Annotated in this window: 20 protein-coding genes and 4 pseudogenes; 13 read left to right on the top strand and 11 right to left on the bottom strand. The window is 70.1% G+C overall.

Annotated features, from left to right (window positions below):
• Positions 1 to 67: 67 nt before the first annotated feature.
• Positions 68 to 223, bottom strand: a pseudogene (locus tag ABZY13_RS26155) (IS5/IS1182 family transposase); the annotation flags it as partial.
• A 27-nt stretch (positions 224 to 250) separates the two neighbouring features.
• Between ABZY13_RS26155 and ABZY13_RS26150 the strand changes: the two are divergent.
• A pseudogene (locus tag ABZY13_RS26150) lies at positions 251 to 367 on the top strand (5-methyltetrahydropteroyltriglutamate--homocysteine methyltransferase); the annotation flags it as partial.
• A 10-nt stretch (positions 368 to 377) separates the two neighbouring features.
• On the opposite strand, the pseudogene ABZY13_RS26145 reads toward ABZY13_RS26150, so the two are convergent.
• Both ABZY13_RS26145 and ABZY13_RS26140 read right to left on the bottom strand, forming a co-directional pair.
• Positions 378 to 479 (bottom strand): annotated as a pseudogene (locus ABZY13_RS26145) (AAA family ATPase); the annotation flags it as partial.
• Between the two features lie 36 nt (positions 480 to 515).
• Complete coding sequence (locus ABZY13_RS26140) at positions 516 to 1,082, bottom strand: DUF6492 family protein (protein ID WP_356634845.1); 567 nt, start codon at positions 1,080 to 1,082, stop codon at positions 516 to 518.
• A gap of 162 nt (positions 1,083 to 1,244) precedes the next feature.
• Between ABZY13_RS26140 and ABZY13_RS26135 the strand changes: the two genes are divergently transcribed.
• On the top strand, positions 1,245 to 2,009 hold the full coding sequence (locus ABZY13_RS26135) for a polysaccharide pyruvyl transferase family protein (RefSeq protein WP_356634843.1): 765 nt from the start codon (positions 1,245 to 1,247) through the stop codon (positions 2,007 to 2,009).
• Positions 1,994 to 2,803: an aspartyl/asparaginyl beta-hydroxylase domain-containing protein gene (locus ABZY13_RS26130; protein ID WP_356634841.1), complete on the top strand. Its 810-nt coding sequence runs from the start codon at positions 1,994 to 1,996 to the stop codon at positions 2,801 to 2,803. Before ABZY13_RS26135 ends, ABZY13_RS26130 begins: the two co-directional genes overlap by 16 nt.
• A gap of 3 nt (positions 2,804 to 2,806) precedes the next feature.
• Here ABZY13_RS26130 and ABZY13_RS26125 read toward each other — a convergent pair whose 3' ends face one another.
• Positions 2,807 to 4,963, bottom strand: a complete 2,157-nt coding sequence (locus ABZY13_RS26125; protein ID WP_356634839.1) for a sulfotransferase — start codon at positions 4,961 to 4,963, stop codon at positions 2,807 to 2,809.
• Positions 4,945 to 6,306 (bottom strand): 2OG-Fe(II) oxygenase, encoded by a 1,362-nt coding sequence (locus ABZY13_RS26120; RefSeq protein WP_356634837.1) that lies wholly within the window; start codon positions 6,304 to 6,306, stop codon positions 4,945 to 4,947. Before ABZY13_RS26120 ends, ABZY13_RS26125 begins: the two co-directional genes overlap by 19 nt.
• 93 nt (positions 6,307 to 6,399) lie before the next feature.
• On the opposite strand from ABZY13_RS26120, the gene ABZY13_RS26115 reads away from it, so the two are divergent.
• Positions 6,400 to 7,293: a hypothetical protein gene (locus ABZY13_RS26115; protein WP_356634835.1), complete on the top strand. Its 894-nt coding sequence runs from the start codon at positions 6,400 to 6,402 to the stop codon at positions 7,291 to 7,293.
• Here ABZY13_RS26115 and ABZY13_RS26110 read toward each other — a convergent pair.
• Positions 7,244 to 8,035, bottom strand: coding sequence for a hypothetical protein (locus tag ABZY13_RS26110; protein WP_356634833.1), 792 nt, complete (start codon positions 8,033 to 8,035; stop codon positions 7,244 to 7,246). The two genes, ABZY13_RS26115 and ABZY13_RS26110, sit on opposite strands and share 50 nt — an antisense overlap.
• A gap of 288 nt (positions 8,036 to 8,323) precedes the next feature.
• Between ABZY13_RS26110 and ABZY13_RS26105 the strand changes: the two genes are divergently transcribed.
• Both ABZY13_RS26105 and ABZY13_RS26100 read left to right on the top strand, forming a co-directional pair.
• A complete protein-coding gene (locus ABZY13_RS26105; RefSeq protein WP_356634831.1) occupies positions 8,324 to 8,665 on the top strand; it encodes an Os1348 family NHLP clan protein in 342 nt (113 codons plus the stop codon).
• A gap of 20 nt (positions 8,666 to 8,685) precedes the next feature.
• Complete coding sequence (locus tag ABZY13_RS26100; RefSeq protein ID WP_356634829.1) at positions 8,686 to 9,546, top strand: SAM-dependent methyltransferase; 861 nt, start codon at positions 8,686 to 8,688, stop codon at positions 9,544 to 9,546.
• A gap of 241 nt (positions 9,547 to 9,787) precedes the next feature.
• Here ABZY13_RS26100 and ABZY13_RS26095 read toward each other — a convergent pair whose 3' ends face one another.
• Positions 9,788 to 10,174, bottom strand: coding sequence for a nuclear transport factor 2 family protein (locus ABZY13_RS26095; protein ID WP_356634827.1), 387 nt, complete (start codon positions 10,172 to 10,174; stop codon positions 9,788 to 9,790).
• A gap of 331 nt (positions 10,175 to 10,505) precedes the next feature.
• On the bottom strand, positions 10,506 to 10,931 hold the full coding sequence (locus ABZY13_RS26090; protein WP_356634825.1) for a CBS domain-containing protein: 426 nt from the start codon (positions 10,929 to 10,931) through the stop codon (positions 10,506 to 10,508).
• 660 nt (positions 10,932 to 11,591) lie between these two features.
• Between ABZY13_RS26090 and ABZY13_RS26085 the strand changes: the two genes are divergently transcribed.
• Positions 11,592 to 12,425, top strand: a complete 834-nt coding sequence (locus ABZY13_RS26085) for a PIG-L family deacetylase (protein WP_356634823.1) — start codon at positions 11,592 to 11,594, stop codon at positions 12,423 to 12,425.
• A gap of 89 nt (positions 12,426 to 12,514) precedes the next feature.
• Here ABZY13_RS26085 and ABZY13_RS26080 read toward each other — a convergent pair whose 3' ends face one another.
• Positions 12,515 to 13,174, bottom strand: a complete 660-nt coding sequence (locus tag ABZY13_RS26080) for an acyltransferase (RefSeq protein ID WP_356634821.1) — start codon at positions 13,172 to 13,174, stop codon at positions 12,515 to 12,517.
• Between the two features lie 214 nt (positions 13,175 to 13,388).
• On the opposite strand from ABZY13_RS26080, the gene ABZY13_RS26075 reads away from it, so the two are divergent.
• A complete protein-coding gene (locus tag ABZY13_RS26075; RefSeq protein WP_356634819.1) occupies positions 13,389 to 14,690 on the top strand; it encodes a hypothetical protein in 1,302 nt (433 codons plus the stop codon).
• Positions 14,691 to 14,889: 199 nt separating this feature from the next.
• Here ABZY13_RS26075 and ABZY13_RS26070 read toward each other — a convergent pair whose 3' ends face one another.
• Positions 14,890 to 15,552: a pyridoxal 5'-phosphate synthase gene (locus ABZY13_RS26070; protein ID WP_356634817.1), complete on the bottom strand. Its 663-nt coding sequence runs from the start codon at positions 15,550 to 15,552 to the stop codon at positions 14,890 to 14,892.
• 378 nt (positions 15,553 to 15,930) lie between these two features.
• Between ABZY13_RS26070 and ABZY13_RS26065 the strand changes: the two genes are divergently transcribed.
• The 3 genes from ABZY13_RS26065 to ABZY13_RS26055 all read left to right on the top strand — a co-directional run bounded on the left by ABZY13_RS26065 (position 15,931) and on the right by ABZY13_RS26055 (position 18,079).
• The gene (locus ABZY13_RS26065; RefSeq protein WP_356634815.1) at positions 15,931 to 17,217 is read left to right on the top strand and encodes a cytochrome P450; all 1,287 of its coding nucleotides are present in this window, start codon (positions 15,931 to 15,933) and stop codon (positions 17,215 to 17,217) included.
• Between the two features lie 438 nt (positions 17,218 to 17,655).
• Positions 17,656 to 17,958 carry a hypothetical protein gene (locus ABZY13_RS26060; protein WP_356634813.1) on the top strand — a complete coding sequence of 101 codons (303 nt, stop codon included), beginning with the start codon at positions 17,656 to 17,658 and terminating at the stop codon, positions 17,956 to 17,958.
• Positions 17,948 to 18,079, top strand: coding sequence for a hypothetical protein (locus ABZY13_RS26055; RefSeq protein WP_356634811.1), 132 nt, complete (start codon positions 17,948 to 17,950; stop codon positions 18,077 to 18,079). Before ABZY13_RS26060 ends, ABZY13_RS26055 begins: the two co-directional genes overlap by 11 nt.
• A 156-nt stretch (positions 18,080 to 18,235) precedes the next feature.
• Here the strand turns inward: ABZY13_RS26055 and ABZY13_RS26050 are convergent, their stop codons facing one another.
• Complete coding sequence (locus tag ABZY13_RS26050; RefSeq protein ID WP_356634809.1) at positions 18,236 to 18,457, bottom strand: hypothetical protein; 222 nt, start codon at positions 18,455 to 18,457, stop codon at positions 18,236 to 18,238.
• Here ABZY13_RS26050 and ABZY13_RS26045 point away from each other — a divergent pair.
• Both ABZY13_RS26045 and ABZY13_RS26040 read left to right on the top strand, forming a co-directional pair.
• Positions 18,432 to 18,566 (top strand): annotated as a pseudogene (locus ABZY13_RS26045) (hypothetical protein); the annotation flags it as partial. The gene ABZY13_RS26050 and the pseudogene ABZY13_RS26045 sit on opposite strands and share 26 nt — an antisense overlap.
• A 123-nt stretch (positions 18,567 to 18,689) precedes the next feature.
• Positions 18,690 to 19,190, top strand: a complete 501-nt coding sequence (locus tag ABZY13_RS26040; protein WP_356634917.1) for a GNAT family N-acetyltransferase — start codon at positions 18,690 to 18,692, stop codon at positions 19,188 to 19,190.
• Positions 19,191 to 19,473 lie beyond the last annotated feature (283 nt).

The raw sequence follows: 19,473 nt of genomic DNA, 5'->3' as shown, positions 1-19,473 counted from the left end.
CCGTCGTCCGGCCAGTGGCTGCGCGGATGGACCACCGGGCGACGGCGAGCGCGATGCCGGCACTCTGTCCTCGCTCGGCGATGACCGGGTGGATGCCGCGCCGCCACCGCGGACGCCGGTACGTGTCATGGTCGTAGCCGCAGTCGGCCAGGAGGGCGTCGGGTCGGCGCCGGGCCCGACCGACGAGTCCGGCCACGGCCGGAACCTTGCCCAGCAGGGGTAGCGCGCCGTCCTCCGGCACACGACCGCGCCGGCCAAACAGGCCGTCATCACGCCGGCCGCGCTCAGCCTGCTCTACCCATCCGATGGCATCGACGGGTACCACCGTGAAGCCTTCCCCGACGACCGCACCACCGAAGCCGAAGCAGTATCTGGACGGCGAGGTCGGGGATCCGGGAGCGGACGGTGGGCAGCCGGAGCATGCGGCATGCCTGGTCGACGGCGGTGGTGGCGGCCTGCTCGGTGAGTCTTCGCCGACGGACGTCTGCCTCGCCGTGCTCCCTGCCTGGCTGGCGTCAGCCCCGGTGGACCGTCCGGTCCAGTTCCCTGCGCAGGTCGGCATCGATGCCCGCTCTGCTCCAGTACCAGCGGCACAGTCGGGGCGCCTGGCCGCTGGTCGCCTCGTACCAGGTGAACGAGGCGGGGTGGGCGGTGTGGGCGTGGGCGCCCAGGACGTTGAACTCGGAGAAGCCCCGGGGGCGCTGTCCCATGACGTAGCGGTCGAGGGGCAGGCCGTGGCGTTCGACGCACAGGGCCCGCAGTTCGGGGTAGATCCAGCGCGGGTACGTGAACGGGGGCTGCTGCATGAAGTCGTGGGTGACGGGCTGGCCGAGGAAGGTCTCGGTGGGAGCGAGCCAGGGCCGGTGACGGCCGAGGTCGCTGACCGGGCGGCGGGCGATCCAGGGGCGGCCGTCGGCGAACAGGGCCGCCGGGGTGACGGGGCGGGTGAAGATGACGTCCGAGTCGACGTGGCAGATGAATTCCGACGCGGTGAAGTCGTCCGCGTACAGTTTGGTGACCTGCTGTCCCAGGTAGTCGTCGCGGTAGTCCGGGCAGACTTCGAGGCGGACGTCGCCGCTCACGGCGCGGCGTACGGCGGATGATCCGGTGCGCGGGGTGACGACAACGACTTCGGTGAAGCCCCGGCACCACGTCCGGATGGCGGTCAGCGCGTAGTGCAACCAGGCGACATCCCGGTGGTAGGTGCGGATCAGCAGCGTCGTACGGCGGTTAAGGTCGCCCGTGTGGTCGAGGCCGTACCCGCCTTCTGGTGCCGGGCGCCCAGCCAGGGCAATGTCGGTGACCGGCTCACTCCTTGGCTGATCCGGCGGATCTGCGGCGTCCCCGCGCGCTGGGTCGCACCGGGTTGGCCGGGGCGCAAGCATTTCGTCACGGGGAGCGTCATCAGCCTGGCGGGACCGGGTGCCCTCGTGTGGGGAGCCGGTGTGATGGACGCCGGTGAGGTGGTCGATCCGCGGGCGGAGCTGATCGGCGTCCGCGGGCCGCTCACGCGTGAGGCCGCGCTGCGCTCGGGTGCCGTCTGCCCGCCCGTGTACGGTGATCCCGCCCTGCTCGTGCCGCGTTTCCTTCCCTGTGCGGGGGGTTCGCGGGGCGGGCCTGTCGCGCTGGTGCCGCACTTCTCGGACAAGGCACGCGCTCTGGCGGGAGTTCCGGACGGCTGGCGGTTCGTCGATGTGCAGCAGCCGGTGGAGGACGTCGTCGACCGGCTGTCGGGAGCCTCTCTGGTCGCTTCGTCCAGTCTGCACGGCATCATCCTGAGCCATGCGTACGGCATCCCGGCCGTGTGGATCACCTACGGGCCGCTTCCCGCGGGGGATGACAGCAAGTTCCACGACTACTTCCTCTCCGTCGGTGTGCCCGTCCCACCGCCATGCCCCGTGGGCCGTTTCGGTGCGGGGCTGGTTCCGGCCCGTCTCGCGGATTTCGCGACCCTGCCCGTCGAGCTGCCCGACCTCGATCTGCTCCTGGAGAGATGTCCGTTCCGGTGAACGACCACGGATTGCGCCGTGTCCTGGAAGGCATCCGGGACGCCAACTACCACCGCCCCGGTATCCGGTGCATGCGGCTGATGACCGCGGACGCGGCCACGGTCGCGGGCCTGTTGAGAGAGGTGGCTCGTCTTCGTGCCGGGCAGCGCCCGTCTCGTGCCGGGGCGGTCGGGCATGTGACCCGGTGGGCAGGGCCCACGGGGCGGGTCGAGCAGTTCAGTCTGCTCAACGCCTCGGGGCGGGCCGACGACTTCTCCCGCGACCATGATCTGTCCTGTTTCGGCAAACGCTTCCATCACGGGGAGCGGCTGCCGGTGCTGGCTTCCTTGATCGGTTCGCTTCCCCACCTGGTGAACTTCCGGGTCAACGTGCTGGGGCAAGGGGCCGCGCTGGCCCCGCACGAGGAGCACAGCGTGGTGCGTTCGCGGGACGGCCAGGTGGGTGTGCGGGCCCGCTTCCATCTGCCGCTCGTGACGCATCCTGCGGCGGTGGTGGTCCTCGACGGTGAGGTGCACCACCTGGCGGCGGGGGCGGTCTACCTGGTCAACCACGGCTGTGTGCACGCCGCGGAGAACGGTGGGGCGGGTGAGCGGATTCATCTGGTGTGGGACATGCTCATGACGGCGGACGCCTGTGCGGCGATGTTCGGGCAGGGGCCGCCCCCGGCCGGCTTCACGCGTGCCCCGGCCGTCGCCGAACCGGTCGGCCGGCGTGCAGTCAGGCGGTGGGAGCGCATCGCTCCCGGTGTCCGCGAGGCCGAGGCCCGTCACATCGGGTTCCTGGACGTCCAGTAGCCGTCAGTACAGGGTTCCGCGGAACTCCGCGGGGACGTAGTGGAAGAGCAGTGAGGTGTGGGTGCTGCCGTCGGGCAGTGGTGGACGCCAGTGCGGTACCCGGGTTCCTCTGAACAGCACCGCCTCACCGGGCTGCTGGATGACCGAGACGCGGCCCTGCGGGGTGTCCAGCAACAGGGGCCAGCCTCCGTCGATGCCGGGACCCGACTCCCCGAGCAGCAGCGAGACGGTGTACTCGCACTGTTCGCGGTCGGTGTGCCGGTCGAGGACGGCACCGCCCCGGTAGGCGGAGACGTAGGAGTAGGACGGCCGTACGGGCCGTCCGGCAAGCCGGCTGACGAGGTCGCGGAACTGGTGGTGGAAGAAACGGGAGAGTGATTCGTTGTGCCATCCGTAGCGTCCGCGCACCTGGGCGTCGCCCAGCGGCCGGGCGCCGGTGGAGATGAGCCGCTCGTAGTAGTCGAGGAGCGTGGTGCGGTGCGCGGGGTGGATGGCCCGGCCGATGCGGCACATGTCCGTGTGCGCGAAGTCCTCGGCGGCTCGGGACAGGGTGGAGTCGGCCGCTGCCCGCGTTCGGGCGCGGTGACCGGCCGGGCCCAGCGCCCCGGCCGCTGTCATGGCGGTCCTGAGCCGGTCGGGGAAGGCGGCCGGGAGGGGCTGCCCGGGTTCGAGGTCGCGCAGCAGCCACAGGTCCTCCGGGCGGACCCAGAACGGTGTCAGGGCGCCGGTGCGGGCGTCCTGCGTCCACAGGATCGGGCAGCCGGGCAGGAACCGGTCTCTGAACCGGGCGCGGCGGGCGAGGCCCAGCGGGATGGTGACGCCCGTCTGGAGCACGGCTGTCGGGTCGACCCGGGCAGTGTCGCACTCGTGCTCGGACGGGGAAGCGCCTCCAGCTTGGCCGGTGTCGTTCGGGAGGGCTTCTTGGCCGGTGTCGTTCGGGAGGGCTTCGCTCAGCCAGCAGGCGTAGGCGGGCGGGCGGCGGGGCGGGAGCTGGGGAGGGGGCATGGGGGCGCGTCCGTTCTCGGGTGGGTGCCGGATCTGCTGGACGGCGTCGAGCGCTGCCGGGTCGAAGCCGGGAGTACGGCGCCACTTGCCGGGGCGCGGCGGGCTGATGGTGCTGGCGGACAGCGGCAGGTCCCAGGCGTGGCGGGCGGGGGGCAGCCCGAGCGCCGCCTCCAGTCGGCGGATCGTCCTGGCGGGGGCGGCGCACAGTTCGGCGTAGTCGACGTCCAGCCAGCGCTCCGGCGGCAGCAGCGCCCGGGCGTGATGGGCCGCCTCCACGGCGGCGCCCCACTGCCGGACCGCGACGCGTGACAGGTCGTCGTCTCGCCATGCCTGCCAGCCCGGTGGCAGGAGCAGATGCCATGCGCGGCGGGGCCAGCCGGGCAGGTCCGGGATGTTGACGAACGCGGGATGGGTCCAGGCTCGCACCATGCTGGCCACGGTGTCGCGGGCGTCGCGATGCAGGTGGATGACCGTGGCGTCCGGGAACAGCCGGAGCAGGAACGGCAGGCGCAGGGTGTTCTCCGGTGTCTTCTCCAGCAGCCTCGGGCTGGGGAGGCGGGCGGCTGGCGGAGCGGGCCGGTGCGGTGCGGTGGTGTCCCGCAGGCCGGCCATGAACCCCGCCCGCACGGTTGCCCCGTGCTGGTCGGCGTCTTCGGCGCCCAGCGCGTGGGAGGCGTAGTGGCGGGCAGCGGGATGGAGTTGCGGCACCCCCTCGATCACGCCTTCGCTCTCGCTGCCTGTCGTGCACAGGCCGGGATGGCGGGCCAGGGCGTCGAACAGGGCGGTGCTGCCCGAGCGGGGCGGCGCGATGATGAGGACGGGCGCGGTGAGATCGGCCGCCGGGACCGCGCGGACGCGTCCCGTGCGGGGGGAACCGAACGGGCTGAGCGCGGTGTCGGTGCCCGCGTCGAAGGCCGCGGCGGCCGCCGCTGTCGCGAAGAGGTAGCGCACGCGCAGGCCGTGGGCGTCGGGTGTCACCGCACGGGCGAGCAGGTGCGGCGCCGTGGGAAAGGGGGCGTGATGCACCAGGCGCGCCGCCTGCCGGGCGCGTGCGGGTGCCAACGCGGCGTGGACGCAGACGGTCCAGGCCACGTCGGCGTGCTCGGGCGCTCCTGGTGTCGGGGGCCGGGGGTCGCTCACTGCCGGTGGATCCATCCGGTGACGCTGAATCGGCTGTCGGGGAAGGCCTTGCTCGGCACCCGGACCGGGAGGACTTCGTGGTCGTGGCGGCTGGGGAAGAACACCGCCAGGTTGGCTCGGGGCACGATCGTCTGGCTGCGGTCGGTGGGCACGATCTGCCCGTTCTCGGTGACCGTCTCGAAGATGCGCAGCTCCCCGCCGGAGAACCGGCGGGGCTCGGGCGAGAAGAAGTAGACGAAGGTGAGCTCTCGCGTGTCGCCGTCGTCGCTGTCGCGGTGCATGCCGAAGAAGTCTCGGTCGCCGTTGGCCGCCAGCTGCAGTTCGATGCGGCCCAGCGGGAAGGCGGGATGGTTCAGACGGGCGCGGACGGTTTCGAGGTGCTCCTTGATGCGTTCGGTGAACAGCCGCTCGAAGTGCGCGAGGTCGTCGAGGATCAGCGTGCTGCGGACCCGCTCGTCGACCACCGCGGTGTTCGTGCCGCGCGGCTGGATGGCGGCGGGCGTGAAGTCGTCCTTCCTGCGCAGCGCGTACGCCAGCAGGTCGCTGTGTTCCGCTTCGGTGAGGAACTCCCTGACGCCCTGAGCCACCTCGGCGATCGTGCCCCTCTCGAAGCGTCCGGTGCCGGTGGGGACGCCGGCCGGTTTGCTGTAGTGGCCGCCGCGGACCAGACGGGCGATCTCGGAGGGGATCGAGACCCGGTCCACGACCCACTCGGCCCGCGAGGCGAGGTAGACGGTGCTGTGGAACGCGGCGTTGGTTTCGAACGCCGTGTCGTCGAGGGCGCCCGCGAGGACGTCGATGGTGTCCAGGTCGGCCAGGCCGAGGCTGGTCAGCAGTTCGCCGACCGGGGCGCGGTAGGTGAGGTAGCGGGCGGCCTCGGTGAGGAAGACGTCCTCGGTGCATTCGAAGCCGACACGGCGCAGTACGAGGTCGGCCAGCCGGGAGTCCTCGCCGAGGAGGTAGTGCACCTCCGCGGTGGGGTCGACCGACAGGGCCTCGAGGGCCTCCTTGTAGAGGGCCGCGATCAGGCCCACGTTCGTCAGGTCTTCGTCGGCCACCTGTACCGGGCTCAGTCCCCAGCAGCCGTCCGCCACGAGGTGGGTCTGGAGGACGGCGACGATATTGCGGGCTCCCAGTCCCCACGGCGGCCACGGCCTGTCGCGGACGGCGGCGAAGATCTGCGAGTCGCCGTCGCAGAAGAGGGGCACCACGACCTCGTCCATGAGGTGGGGCGCTCCCATGCGGCGGAAGAACACGTGCAGGGCGGCTTTGGCGGTGTCGCTGAGTTCGTCGAAGATCTCGATCCGCGTGCCGCCGTTGAGATCCGAGAAGAAGTCGCGTCTGATGGGCTGGGTCATGGCTCTCCTGCTGGTGCCGTTGTGCTGAGTGAAGGTGCCGTTTTGGCTGACGGACGACGGACGGATCCCGTAGCGGACACCCCGTTCCTACGGGTGACCACTCCCCGCGGGGGCGTGCTGCCCTGGGTGCTGGTCCGGGCCCCGGTGGTCACCCGGGCGCATCATGTGCGGCTGGGTGACCTGGTGCGGGAGGGCTGCCGGTTCGCGGGCGTCACCAGCTATCTGGGCTTTCCCGGGGAGGGGTTCCGCGACGAACGCGACTACGGTCTGTTGTGCGAGGCGTGGCTGCACTGCTTCCGGGACCCGGATCGTTTCCTGCCTGGTGACGGGCCTCGTCGCCTGGTCAGCGAGTCCGACTTCACGGACCCGCTGCGAGTGGACCCGCGCCGGGTGACGGCTGCCCTGCCGCGGGACCTGCGGGCGGACGTGGTGCACGTCTCGGGGCGGGACCCCTGGAAGCAGGAGGCCAAGAACTGGCCGCTGGCCGCGCGTTGCCTTCGCCGCCTGGCCCGGGAGACGGGGCTGCGGGTCCTGGTCGTCGACGCGCCGTCCACGGCCCAGACGGTCCCGGGCGTACGCCTGATCGGTCCCCTGCCCTGGCCGTTGCTCCTCGCGGTGCTCGGCGCTGCGCGCTGTCTGTTCGTACCGGCCGTGCTGGACCCCTCGCCCCGGGTGCTCGCGGAGGCGTTGTGCCTCGGTGTCCCCGTCGTGGTCAACCGGGCGGTCCTCGGCGGATGGCACTACGTGAACCCGTTCACCGGCGCCTTCTTCGACGGCGAGGACGACGTGGTGACAGTGGTCGAGGACGTGCTGGGCCGGAGTCACCGGCCTCGGGCCTGGTTCACCGCTCACCACGGGCCGGCGCGAGCCGGCGCGCGGGTGCACGCTCTGCTGCGGGGACTCGACGCCTCCCTGCCCGATCTCACGCACGTCCTGCTCACCGCCGACCGGGGCGAACCGCACGCGGGTCGGCCGGGGACACGTTGAGGACCAGCCGCTGCCCGCCGCGCATCGGGGAGCGGTGGATCCACGCGTCCCGGACCGGATGCGGCGACCAGTGGCGCCGGACGTCGATGTGCCGGAAGTAGACGGTGGCGTCCGAGGGCACCTGGCGGATCACCGCCCCCGGACGCAGGAACGACGGATCCGCGTCCATGGCCCGGAGTTCGTCGAGCGCCGCCTGCCGCGTCCGCTCCCCTCGTCGGGCGTCGGCGACCATCCGGGACAGGCGCTCCCTGCGGGCCAGGTAGGCGTAGAACTCGGCCGTCCCCCGCACGTCGTCGCCGTGCACGTACTGCGTCGTCGGGCCGTTGTAGACCCGGACGGCGCCCACGGTGGGCGCCTGGGGCGGCACGGTGTCCACGTGGAAGCCGCACCGGCACGTCGGAGCCTCGGTGAACACACGCACCATCACCCGGTTCCCGCGCGCCGCGCCCATGACCCGCCTCAGGATTTCGGTCATGTCGTCCAGGAGCGGCCCGGTGAGGGCGGGGGGCGCCTGGGCGAGGGCTTCACGCGTCCAACGCGTGAAGCCGTCCAGGTCGACCGAGTCCAGGGTGGTGCGGGCAATGACCAGCCGCCGCTCGGTCACGGCCGCGTCCAGCTCCGCCAGCCAGGGCGGACGCTCGGGCGGCACGACGACGACCGCGCTCCGTGCACGATCCGCCAGCAGCTCGATGTCGCCGTGCGCCGACCCGTGCACGACGTCGGACGGGCGAACCGATGTCATCCCGCGAGCCCGGGCGCGCCGCGACGCCCGCAGTTCTGGCACACGTTCACGCGGCAAGAGGAGGGGATCACGAACGGCAAGGTAGCCGGGCCTGCGCTCCCGGCCCGGCACGACGTGCAGGATCGGCGGCCCGACGAACCCATACGGCGTACAGGTCCGCCCCGGTGCCTCCCTGTTCGGCGGCGTCGGGCAGGCGCACCCGCCCGCGGCGTGCCAAGGATGAGACGACAGGACCCGGCCTTCTGCCGACCGGAACATCCGGCGCCTGTCCGAGCCGAGGAGAGACGTATGTCCCGTACGGTCATGAAGGAGGTCCTTGACCGGGCGCTCCTGGACGAACAGTTCCGGGCCGACGTCGAGTCGGACCCTGACCATGCCCTGAAGGACTACGACCTGACCGGCGAGGAACGCGAGGTTCTGCTCTCGCGGGACCTCTCCCGGGTGGAAGCGCTCTTCCCCGGCTTCCTGCACGTCACCATCAGGTTCGCCCTGATCAACCACGACATCGTGGCGCTGGCTCCCTCCGATCACGCACGCAGGGCGGAGATCGAGCGTCTGGGCCGCCGGATCACCGAGTCGCCGGGGGACCGCTTCGAACAGCTCAAGCAACTGCTGCTTCTTTTCCGATGACGGCACGCAGGGGAACCGACATGACTTCGCGCACGGACCGCAGGGAGCCTGACGTCTACATCGTCGGGCTGGGCATCAAAGGCATCGAACACATCACCAGGGAGACGGAATCCGCCTGTCGGCGGTCACAGGAGATCCTGGCCGTTCCCACCCTGCCCGCGGGCATGACCTTCCTGCGCAGCCTCTGCGACCGGGTCACCGACCTTCACCCGGTCAGTTACAAGGAGGACGAGAACCGGCTCAACGCGTACGACACCATGAGCGCCATGGTGCTCGAGGCGGCACTCGATCATCCTCCGGTGACGTTCGCAACCTACGGCCACCCGCTGGTCTACGTGTATCCGACCCGTCAGATCCTCGACGCCGCACCGTACCTGGGACTGAACGTCAGGGTTCTCCCCGCCGTCTCCGCGCTGGACACGATGATCATCGATCTGGACTTCGATCCGGCCATCGACGGTCTTCAGATGTACGAGGCCACGGACCTGCTGGTCCGCCAGCGCCCGCTGCAAACCGACGTGCCCTGCATGCTGTGGCAGGTAGGGGCGGTGGAGTCGGTCCTGTACTCCAGCGCGCCCAACAGCCCCGAGCGGTTCTTCCGCATCAAGGACTACCTGCTCCGCTTCTACCCGCCGGAGCACGAGGTCGCCGCAGTCTACAGCAGCCCGCACCCGCTGTTCGAAGCCTCCGTCGTCAGGTTCACGCTGGGTGCCATGGAGCAGCATCACGACCAGCTGCACCAGGGGCTCACGCTCTACATCCCGCCGCTCACCAGACGCTCCGTGGCCGACACGGACCTGATCGAGAGAATCGAGTCGGTGGACCACCTCAGGGCCATCACGCACGACACCGCCGCACCAGGATCCGGTGCACGGGGATAGTCCCCGCCACCGCGCCCGGCTCCTGCACAGGCACAGGCCCGGGCTGTTCATGCCCCTGCCGGATGAGGAAGGAGCGCGCCGAGTGCACCTTGTGGGTTGCCTCCCACAAGGTGGCCTACTGAGGAGCGTTCCCCACCACGGCAGTCGTCCTGCCGTGGTGGGGAACGCCTGGTTCGAGCTCCTTGACGGTGACGGTGCCACCATGGGGTCCTATTTCGCTCGTCGGCAAGATGCCGGGGTTTCAGTCCACTCCGGGCGGCACGCGTGTGGCCTGGTGGTAATACATCCGCCAGCCTGCGATCTGATCCCTCTTGCGCCAGATCGAACTGTGCCTGCTCCTGCGTTCGCCGAGCATGGTCTCGAAGGTCAGGTGAACCAGACCCGGTGCGAGCAGCACTCCCGAGATCTCCGAGGGCTCGTAGCGAGGACCATCCGCCGAACTGCCCACATGGTCGGCCAGTTCGGCGAGCATCTCCTCATACGTCCATCGCCGCCCCGACCCGCCGACCTCCACGAACTCCGGGTCGAGAAGCTGCGCGGCGCGTTCCCGCGAGGCTCGGACACGTGGATCCATGAGCTGCAACTCGCACGCGATAGCCTGGTTCACATCGTCTGTTGGACCGTCCATGGACGTATCCTCGCCGGACTCACGGTTCCCGCCGCAACCCATTTCACGGGTGTCGGAGCGGTCGGTGGAGCGCTGTCGCAGGTCGTGGCGCGAGCGGGGTGAGGTTGGGCTGCTGTCGAAGGGGCGCCGGGCCGTCCGACGGCTGGGGCCGGCCCAGACAGAACGCTTGGAACGGGAGCTGGAGCGCGGTCCGCTCGCGCACGGGTGGGCTGGAGCCAACGCATAGAGCCTCCACCGATCCCGGAGCGGTTCACCTGGCCGTTGTCGGCCCGCCCGTCCGTGGGCCTCTGGGCCTGTCCACCGGTCCCGGCCGGGTTGCGGCCCGGCTCGCTCAGGCGTACACGCGTTCCACGAACTGTGCGAGTTGATCGTCGCTCAGGTGATGGGCCAGATCTGACTCGCTGATCATGCCGACGAGGCGCTTGTTCTCGTCGATGACCGGCAGGCGGCGGATCTGGTTGTTCTCCATCTCCCTGAGCACGTCCTCCACGCCGGCGTCGGCGCTGATCCAGCGTGGGGTGCCCTTGCACAGGTCTCCGGCGGTGGTCTGCGCTGGGTCGTGTCCTGCAGCGATACAGCCGACCACGATGTCGCGGTCGGTGATGATCCCGCACATCCGCTCGTTCGTGTCGGTGGGATCGCTGACCGGCATGGCGCCCACGTTGAGCTCTCGCATGAGCTGGGCCACCCGGTCCAGGGTCTCGGTCGCCGGTACCCACTGGGCCCCGGGGTGCATGATGTCGGCGGCGGTGGTCATGGATGCTCCTTCTGTCGGTGTCGGCCGGTTCCAGTCTCCGAAGGTGTGCGCCGCACGTCGCCCGGGACAAGTCATCCGAGTGACGCCCGGGCCCGCCCTCTCCCGGGCCGCGGCGTGCCGGCCGCATGCCATGGCCTCCGGCCGTCGGCTCGCCCCGCAGCTCACCGATGCCGAACTCGTCACGCGGGCAATGCTGCAGACGACGCTCGGCTTCATCTCCGAGGCCGGGTGGTTCCGCCACGCCCGCAGTCACATGCGGCACCTCTTCCCGTACCTGCTCCCAACGGCCTGGCCGCGACAAGGGCCTACGCCGGGCCGCCATGCTGCCGCTGCGGGTCACCCGGCTGCTGGCCGCCGACAACTCGGTGACGGTGACGCCCTGCGCGAAGTCGGCGCGGCCGGTGTGCGCGTCGCCTTTCGGGTCGGTGTCGGGGTACGGGGCCGACCGGTCCCAGGTGCCGGTGGTGACCGCCCCAGGAATCGAGCGCACCGGGAACAGACGGGCCAACTGGGAGAGTTGCAGTGACCGAGGGACCGGCCCGCACGGGACTGGACACGGTGGCCACAGGGTCGTTTGCCGTACCAGGAGCCGGGCCGCAAGACCGCAGCACGCCCGTCGTGCACTCGGACCAAGACATATGTCTGCAGGAGGACTGTTTCATGACTGGCCGGCCTTTGACGCTCATGGCAGTACACGCCCACCCCGACGACGAGGCGACCGGAACCGGAGGGGTGCTCGCGCGGTATGCGGCGGAAGGCATCCGCACGGTTCTCGTGACGTGCACCGACGGCGGTTGCGGTGACGGTCCGGGAGGTGTCAAGCCGGGTGATCCCGGGCACGACCCGGCGGCCGTCGCCTTGATGCGCCGTCAGGAACTCGAAGCGAGCTGTGACGTCCTGAAGGTCAGCGATCTGGAGACGCTGGACTATGCCGACTCCGGAATGATGGGCTGGCCGAGCAACGACGCCCCTGGATCCTTCTGGCAGACTCCCGTGCGGGAAGGCGCGGCCAGACTCGCGGAGCTCATGCGGCACTACCGACCTGATGTGGTCGTCACCTATGACGAGAACGGCTTCTACGGTCACCCCGACCACATTCAGGCGCACCGCATCACGATGGCGGCGCTGGAGATGACGGCGCTGACACCGAAGGTGTACTGGACCACGATGCCCCGCTCGATGATGCAGCGGTTCGGCGAGATCATGCGCGAGTTTCATGAGGACATGCCGGAGCCGGATTCGGCCGAGGCCGCCGCGATGGCCGAGATCGGACTCCCCGACGAGGACATCACCACGTGGGTGGACACGACCGGGTTCAGCGGTCAGAAGTTCGACGCGTTGGCCGCGCACGCCAGTCAGGGCGAGAACATCTTCTTCCTCAAGATGGGCAAGGAGAGGTTCGGCGAATTGATGGGCATGGAGACCTTCGTGCGTGTCAAGGACACCACCGGCGCGGCTACCCCCGAAGACGATCTCTTCGCCGGACTGCGCTGATCGACCAAGCCGGACCGGCTGGGAAAGGCATCGACCGCGCGTCCGGACGGAGCGTCACCTCGGACGGCACACGAGTCGCCGAGGCGACGTCAGCCGGGATTCACGACCTCGTCGTCCGTGTGCGCGCCGAACTCGGCGACGCGCACTTCCGCGATGCGCTCGTACCGGCTGACCCGGTCGGTCCATTCCGCGTCGACACCGAACGCCACCTTGGCGAAACCCACCCGGCCGACGGCCTCGGCCAGACCCGGATCGCCAGGGGCCAGCAGACGCACCGGCTCGTCGAGCGCCACGGTGTGCGGCGGCACGAAGTACTCGTCCGGCACAACGGTGCGCGCATGGACGAGCGCGCCGACGGCGACGACCGAGCCGGCCCCCAGCCGTGCGCGTTGCAGGACCGTCGCCGTGGTCGCCACATACACGCACCTGTCGACCTCACAGCCCAGCAGCGTGGCATGAGGTCCCACGAACACGTGGTCGCCGACGAGCACCGGCTGGTCACCGGCGACCGCGGACCCGCGCAGCACCGCGTTCTCGCAGATCACGGTCGCCTCCCCGACCTCGATCCGGGATCCCTCGGCATCGAGCACGGCGCCGTACATCACCCTGGCTCTCGGCCCCACGCGGACATCACCGACCAACGTGGCCGTCGGGGCGACGTAGGCGGTGGGATGGACCTGCGGTTCATGCCCGCGATGCCGGATGCGGATTCCCTGCGTTTCAGCAATCATGAGCAGATTCTCGCCCACAGAGCAGCCGTACCGCGCGAGCCGCTCACCGCCGAACTGCGCGTCAGCCTCGTCCGCACAGCGGCACGACGACCTGGACATCACAGCCGCGTCTGGCGTGACTTGAGACGGACTTGACCGCAACGGCTCCGGCAGGACGGTGGGGGGAGGCGCTGTCAGTGCCGCGCCCTAGGCTGCCGGACACAGACCTTCATGGCGAAAACGGGGGGTAGCGGTGCGCAGGCCGGTCACGGGCGAGGTCCATGTTCACTACGGCCAGATCTACGTCGAGAGTGATCCGGACAGCTACGGCCCCGGCCTCGCGGAAGCGTTCGCCGGGCAGAGCGCCGGGCTGTGCGGGGCGGCACTCCCCGGCACGCTCTGGCTGCACACCGGCCTGCACACGGGCAGGGTCGGCTTCACCGTCGAAGTGCACGAACAGGCCCCGCCTGTGGATCCGGCGTGGGAGGACGTCGTGGAGGTGTCCTTCCGCCCCGCGTCGGCCAGGAACGCGCTCGTGCAGTGGGCAGGGGAGGCCTCCTGGGAACTCGGCCTGGAGGAGGTCGACTACCGGGTGCGCTATTGCGCCAGGGGCATGGACGAGGCACGCCGCAAGGACACGCGACTGGATGAGGAGCCCCAGCTGGACTGCTATCTCCTGCAGTTCTGGCCCGCACCGCCGGCAGCGGATCGCGTCCTGAAGCAGACCTCCGCCATCGCCGCGTACTGGCACGACTACGCCCGTCGGCAACCGCCCCCTCCGACACGAGCCGAACGCGCCGAAGCCGAACGTCAGGCACGTCTCGCGCACGAACGAGCCGAGACGGAACGCCTGCTGGCGTATGAGCGGTGGCGGTGGGGCGGTCGGTTGCCGAGCCGGGCCTTGCGCGACGTCGGCGGCAACGTGCGCGGCCTGGTCGCCTTCGACCCGTCCCTCGTCCATGCCATCGACGCGGCCGGCCCCGAAGTCCAGAGGGCCCTGGCCCTGCTGGCGGCGCGCCGCGCCTGCGAGGCCGCCGGTCTCGCCCAGCTGTACTGGATCGCCGCAGGGCTCAACGCACTCGCCGAGGGCCTCCCGCTGCCGCCGCCCCTCGACGACCCGGCCCGGGCCTGGCGGGCCCTGGACTCCGACCCCGAAGCGCCCGACAGGACGGTCGGCCGGGCCGTCCCACCCGAGCGGCCACCCTTTCAGTCGCCCGCCCGTGACGACGCGCACGCACCGATGCACAAACCCGCCTCCGGCCCGCGTCTCGAGGGTCCTGCGGCCTTCATGGCCCAGTTGTCGAGTCCTCCCGAGCCGTCGGCACCGAAGACAGGGAAGGGTAGGGGGTCCGCGATGCGGGTCACGCTAGGCCGGCCGGATCCGTCCCTGCGGATGTCCCAGCCCCACATGGCTCTGCCCGCGCTGCTCGCCGCGGCCGGGGCTGATCCCCTGCGGGCGGCCCTGGACGCGGTGTATGCGGGTGTGACGGCGTATGGAGAGGACTACCCGACCCTTCTGCAGGAGATCCGATCCGTATGCCGGGGCGGTTACTAGGCTGCAGCCCTCAACGGGATGTCAGCCGGTGATGGATTGCCCGCAGATCCACGATGTATCCCGTAACGCACCTTCCATTCTGCGGGAACAACCGCTTCGACCATCTCGCCCTGAGATCTGGGCGCGACGGGACGAAGGGACGCCGGGAGCGTGTTCATCGTTCGATGGAGCAATTGTCGGTACTCGTGGGCCGGGGGAATCAGGGCCACAGCATCTGCTTGGTCCACCCGATGGGTGAGGACTGGTAGACGAGGCGGGTGTGTCGGCGCTGCTTGTCGCCCTGCCAGAACTCCACCGACTCCGGGCGCACCGAGTACAGCGTCCAGCCTGGGGCCACGAGATCCGGCTCGCTCTCGATCCGCGCGATCGATGCCCCCACTAGCGCATCCCTCTCGGCCAGGTCCGCGAGTGGCTGGGACTGCCGTCCGAGAAGAGCTTCGGCCCGTGCCCCCACGCTGCGGGCGAGGAAGTCCGCAGCGCACAGTTCGGGGCTCTCCCGCACCACCGGTCCGCGCACCCGGACCTGACGGGCGAGCGGTGCCCAGTAGAAGGTCAGCGCCGCATAAGGGCGGGCAGCAAGATCGCGGCCCTTGCGGCTGTTCGCGTCCGTGGCGAACTGCCAGCCCTCGGGGCTCACGTCCTTGAGGATCAGCACGCGAGCTGTCGGATCACCGCCGACGTCCGCCGTGGCCAGCGTCATGGCATGCGGCTCCCGCACCCCGGCGCTCAACGCCGCGAGCAACCACTCGGTGAACAACTCGACCGGCGTGTCCGGCGCGATCGACGGGTCGAACCCGGGAAGGTCGCCCGCGAAGACCTCGATGTCCCGCAGCGTTTGACGCAGGTTGGCCGCACCGGTCACGTTCCACTCCCTCAGCCGTGAACGCTCAAGTGGAACCGAACCTATCAACCTGCTTGATTGAGCGGCAGGTTGTGGTCAAGCACGCCGCAGCAGCCCTCTGCGTCGCAGTTGGCGATCTTCGCGACGGCCTCGGGGAGTTCGGTCCCGCAGGTCGCTTGACTCCTGCGCAGCCGATGCCTGGGCTGTTGAGGCCCGCGGTGATTGTTGTGGCTGTGGAGGGGCGCAGGGGGCGTCGCATGCCGGGTTGGGTTGGGTGGGGGTGGGGGTGGGTAGTGGCGGGGCGGGGTGGGGGGTTGGGTGTGTGGTGGGGGTCGTGTGTTGTGTTCGTCGGTTGGTGACGTGGGAGGAATGGTGTCGGGGATGGATGGGGCATCGGGGGTGGCCGAGGTGTCGGGGATGGACGGGGCGTCGGGGATGGCCGGGGTCGCGATGTCGGGCGCGAGTGGGTCGTCGTGTCCGTATGTGCTGGATGTCTTGGGGAGTGATCTGCCGGGGGAGATGGGGCTGCTGCGGTCGGGAGGGCCGGCGGTGCGGGTGATGTTGCCGGGGGGCGTGGCGGCGTGGGCCGTGGTGGGTCAGAGGTATGTGGAGCGGTTGTTGACGGATTGGCGGGTGTCGAAGGATGCGCGGTTGCACTGGCCGGAGTTCATCGAGGGGCGGGTGACGGAGGAGTGGCCGCTTTATCCCTGGGTGGCGAACGAGAACATGTTGTTCGCTTACGGGGAGAGCCATCGGCGGTTGCGGCGGCTGGTGGCCGGAGCGTTCACGGTGCGGCGGGCGGAGGCGTTGCGGCCGCGGGTGCGGCGGATCGCGGGGGAGCTGGTTGAAGGGCTGGCGGACTCGGGGGAGGTGGTGGATGTACGGGCGGGGTTCGCGGAAGTGCTGCCGATGCGGGTGATCTGTGAGTTGTTCGGGGTGGCGCAGGGGGAGGCGACGGATGCGTTGTGCGCGGCCTTGCACCGGGTGTTCGCGACGGCCGTGCCCGGGCGGGAGATTGAGGCGGCGCGGCAGGAGGCGTTCGCTCTGCTGGCGCAGTTGGTGCGGGACAAGCGGGCCGAGCCGGGTGATGATCTGACGTCGTCGTTGATCCAGGCGAGGGATGAGGAGGACCGTCTCAGCGAGGAGGAGTTGCTGGGGACGTTGTTCTTGATGATTGCGGGAGGTCAGGACACGACGGCTGCGCTGATCACGAATGCGGTGGGGGCGCTGTTGCGTTTTCCGGAGCAGCTCGAGCACGTGCGGGCGGGCCGGGCGTCCTGGCAGGACGTGTGCGCGGAGACGATGAGGGTGCATACGCCGGGTGCGTATTCACCGATGCGGTTCGCCGTGGAGGACATCGATCTGGACGGGGTGCTGATACGCAAGGGGGAGGCGATACTGGTGAACTTCGCGGCCGGGGGGCTGGATCCGGAGCGTTATGGTCCCGATGCCGACCGGTTCGACGTACTGCGCACGGATCGGGACGGTCTGGGTTTCGGGCATGGGGTGCACCGCTGCCTGGGGGCTCCGCTGGCGGAGGTGGAGGCGGTGGAGGCGTTCGCGGCGCTGTTTACGCGTTTCCCGAGGATGCGGCTGGCGTGTGCGCCGGAGGAGCTGCGGCCCATGGAGAGTTTCCTGGTGAATTCCTACCGCGCTCTGCCTGTGCGTCTGGCTCCTGCGGGTTGATTCCGTCCGGCGTGGGTCGGCGGGGCGCGGCGTCCGCGTCCGGGTGGCACCGTGGCCGCTCGCCGCTCGCCGCTCGCCGCTCGCCGCTCGCCGCTCGCACGCGGCTCGGGCCCGTCTGCTCGATCTGTACGCGCCCGCGCGTGGGCGAGCTGCCCTTCGACGCGAACACCACGTACCTGGCCATCTTCCACACCGAACCCGACGGCCGCTCGCGTCCACGTCAAGGGCGCCGTCGACGTGTTGCTGGGCCTGTGCACCGATGTCCGCGCCGAGGACGGTGTGCGGGGCCTCGACGGCGAACACGCATCGGCGTCCTCACCGTGACGTCGCAACCTGCCGGTACCGTACTTCGCGTCCTGCGGGCGGCGACCGACCTCGCGGACGGAGCGCCGCCCGCACCCACCGCCCAAGCTGCCCGCGCTGTCCGCACTGACACTGGTGTCGATCGCCGGCATCGCCGATCCACCTCGATCGCAGGCACGGGATGCGATGGCGCTGTGCCGTACGGCCGGGGTCGCCGTGAGGATGCTCACCGGTGACCATGCCGCCACCGCGGCGGTCATCGCGCGGGAACTCCACATCTCCGGCGGAGTCATGACCGGCGCTGAGCTGGACCGGATGACCGAGGACGAACTCGGCGCGTGCGTCGACGACATCGGAGTGTTCGCCCGGGTGACCCCACAAGGTCGCGATCGTCCGGGCCCTGTTGAGTCAGGGTCACATCGTCGCCATGACGGGTGACGGCGTCGACGACGCGGCGGCGCTGCGGGCCGCTCACATCGGCGTGGCCGTGGGCACCACCGGCACGGACGTGGGGCACTACCGGCACGGACGTGGCCAAGGAAGCACGACCTGGTCCTGACCGACGTCAACTTCTTCACGATCGTGCGAGCCGTCCGCGAAGGGCGTGCCGTCTACGACAACATCGTCAAGTTCGTCCGGTTCCAGCCGGCCACCAACATAGGCGCCATCCCTGACCGGATGGTCGGCCCGGCTCACGGCTGCCCAACTCGACGGGTCACCGGCGATGGCCCTGGTCGTGGACTTCGCCCGCGATGACGTGATGCGCCACCCACTGCGCGACCCGGGGGCGCGGATGCTGGGCGCCCGACGGCTTTTCGCCGCCGACCGGGCCGGCGCGGTCATGGTCCTGGACACTGTGGGCCTGCTCGCCCCCGCCCCGCTCGTACGTCGACCCGGACACCGCCCTGACGATGGCGTTCACCGCGTTCGTGCTCATCCAGCTCTTGAATGCGCTGAGTGCATGCACAGACGATGGCTCCCTGCCGGGGTGGCACCAGTTTCGCAACCGCACCTTGTGGCTATGCCTGGGCGTCGCCTTCGTCGTGCGAGGTCTCGCCGTGCACCTGCCGTGGGCCCGCACGGCCTTCGGTTCCGTGCCACTGAGACGCTGTGTCGGAGTGCTTTCGTGGGCTGGGGTGGGCGGTGAGTGCCGTGTGATGCTGGCGGGCATGACTGATCGCCTTGAGGTTGCCGTTGTCCGCTGGCCCGGTGGGTCTCGTGTGGTGGGGGAAGGGCTGTCCGCCTTGCTGGCGGCCTACCATCTGCGGACCGAGGCTGAGAAGGGGGAGCCGGTAGCGGATGTGGGCGGGTTGCCGGATCGCTACCGGGCAGAGATCGCCGATCCTGGGACCGCCTTTGACGGAGATGTCGTATTGGTGGCTGTCCAGGGGGACGCTGCTGTGGGATGTGTGGTGGTGACCTTCCTGGCGGATGGACAGTCGGAGATCAAGAGACTCTGGACGGACCCTGGGTTCCGTGGCCGGGGCGTTGCGTCCGCCTTGCTCGGCGTTGCGTTGGCTCATGTCGCCGAGAGCGGCGTGAACATCGTCCGGCTCTCGGTATGGGAATGGCGCACCCCGGCGATCGCCCTGTACGAACGACTCGGTTTCACTGTCGCCCGGTCATGGGATGAGCGGGACCGGCTGGTGTGCATGCAACGTGCCGTCTGAGCGGTCCCGGCCACTAGTCGATGGCCGCGCCGGGGGCAGGTCCTCATGGCGGACTGCGGGCTCTTGTCGCTTGTTCTGGCGACGAGGTGGTGTCTCTTGAGCGTGAGGGGGAGGAGGAGCAGGTCCCGGGGCTCGGTTGGGGCGGGTGTGCGGGGCCAGCGGGGGGTGCGGCCGCCGTCGGCGAAGGGGGCTTGGGTGTGGTGGTGGGGGTGGGTCTGGTAAATATACCAAGCGTGCGGTTTGTTGGTGGTGTTGGGTGTTGGGTGTGGGGTTGGGGGTTGTG

Source organism: Streptomyces sp. NPDC006610 (genome assembly GCF_040611575.1).
In the GTDB taxonomy this organism is placed as follows: Bacteria; Actinomycetota; Actinomycetes; order Streptomycetales; family Streptomycetaceae; genus Streptomyces.
Note: the sequence above shows the minus strand (reverse complement) of the source record. Positions and strands in the feature narration are given on the sequence as shown.

Coding starts and splice junctions, on each gene's coding strand:
- ABZY13_RS26085 (WP_356634823.1), top strand. CDS start 11,592: ATGACTGGCCGGCCTTTGACGCTCATGGCAGTACACGCCCACCCCGAC.
- ABZY13_RS26125 (WP_356634839.1), bottom strand. CDS start 4,963: ATGGATCCACCGGCAGTGAGCGACCCCCGGCCCCCGACACCAGGAGCG.
- ABZY13_RS26120 (WP_356634837.1), bottom strand. CDS start 6,306: ATGACCCAGCCCATCAGACGCGACTTCTTCTCGGATCTCAACGGCGGC.
- ABZY13_RS26105 (WP_356634831.1), top strand. CDS start 8,324: ATGTCCCGTACGGTCATGAAGGAGGTCCTTGACCGGGCGCTCCTGGAC.
- ABZY13_RS26050 (WP_356634809.1), bottom strand. CDS start 18,457: ATGAGCACGAACGCGGTGAACGCCATCGTCAGGGCGGTGTCCGGGTCG.
- ABZY13_RS26095 (WP_356634827.1), bottom strand. CDS start 10,174: ATGGACGGTCCAACAGACGATGTGAACCAGGCTATCGCGTGCGAGTTG.
- ABZY13_RS26130 (WP_356634841.1), top strand. CDS start 1,994: ATGTCCGTTCCGGTGAACGACCACGGATTGCGCCGTGTCCTGGAAGGC.
- ABZY13_RS26100 (WP_356634829.1), top strand. CDS start 8,686: ATGACTTCGCGCACGGACCGCAGGGAGCCTGACGTCTACATCGTCGGG.
- ABZY13_RS26110 (WP_356634833.1), bottom strand. CDS start 8,035: ATGACATCGGTTCGCCCGTCCGACGTCGTGCACGGGTCGGCGCACGGC.
- ABZY13_RS26090 (WP_356634825.1), bottom strand. CDS start 10,931: ATGACCACCGCCGCCGACATCATGCACCCCGGGGCCCAGTGGGTACCG.
- ABZY13_RS26055 (WP_356634811.1), top strand. CDS start 17,948: ATGACGGGTGACGGCGTCGACGACGCGGCGGCGCTGCGGGCCGCTCAC.
- ABZY13_RS26040 (WP_356634917.1), top strand. CDS start 18,690: ATGACTGATCGCCTTGAGGTTGCCGTTGTCCGCTGGCCCGGTGGGTCT.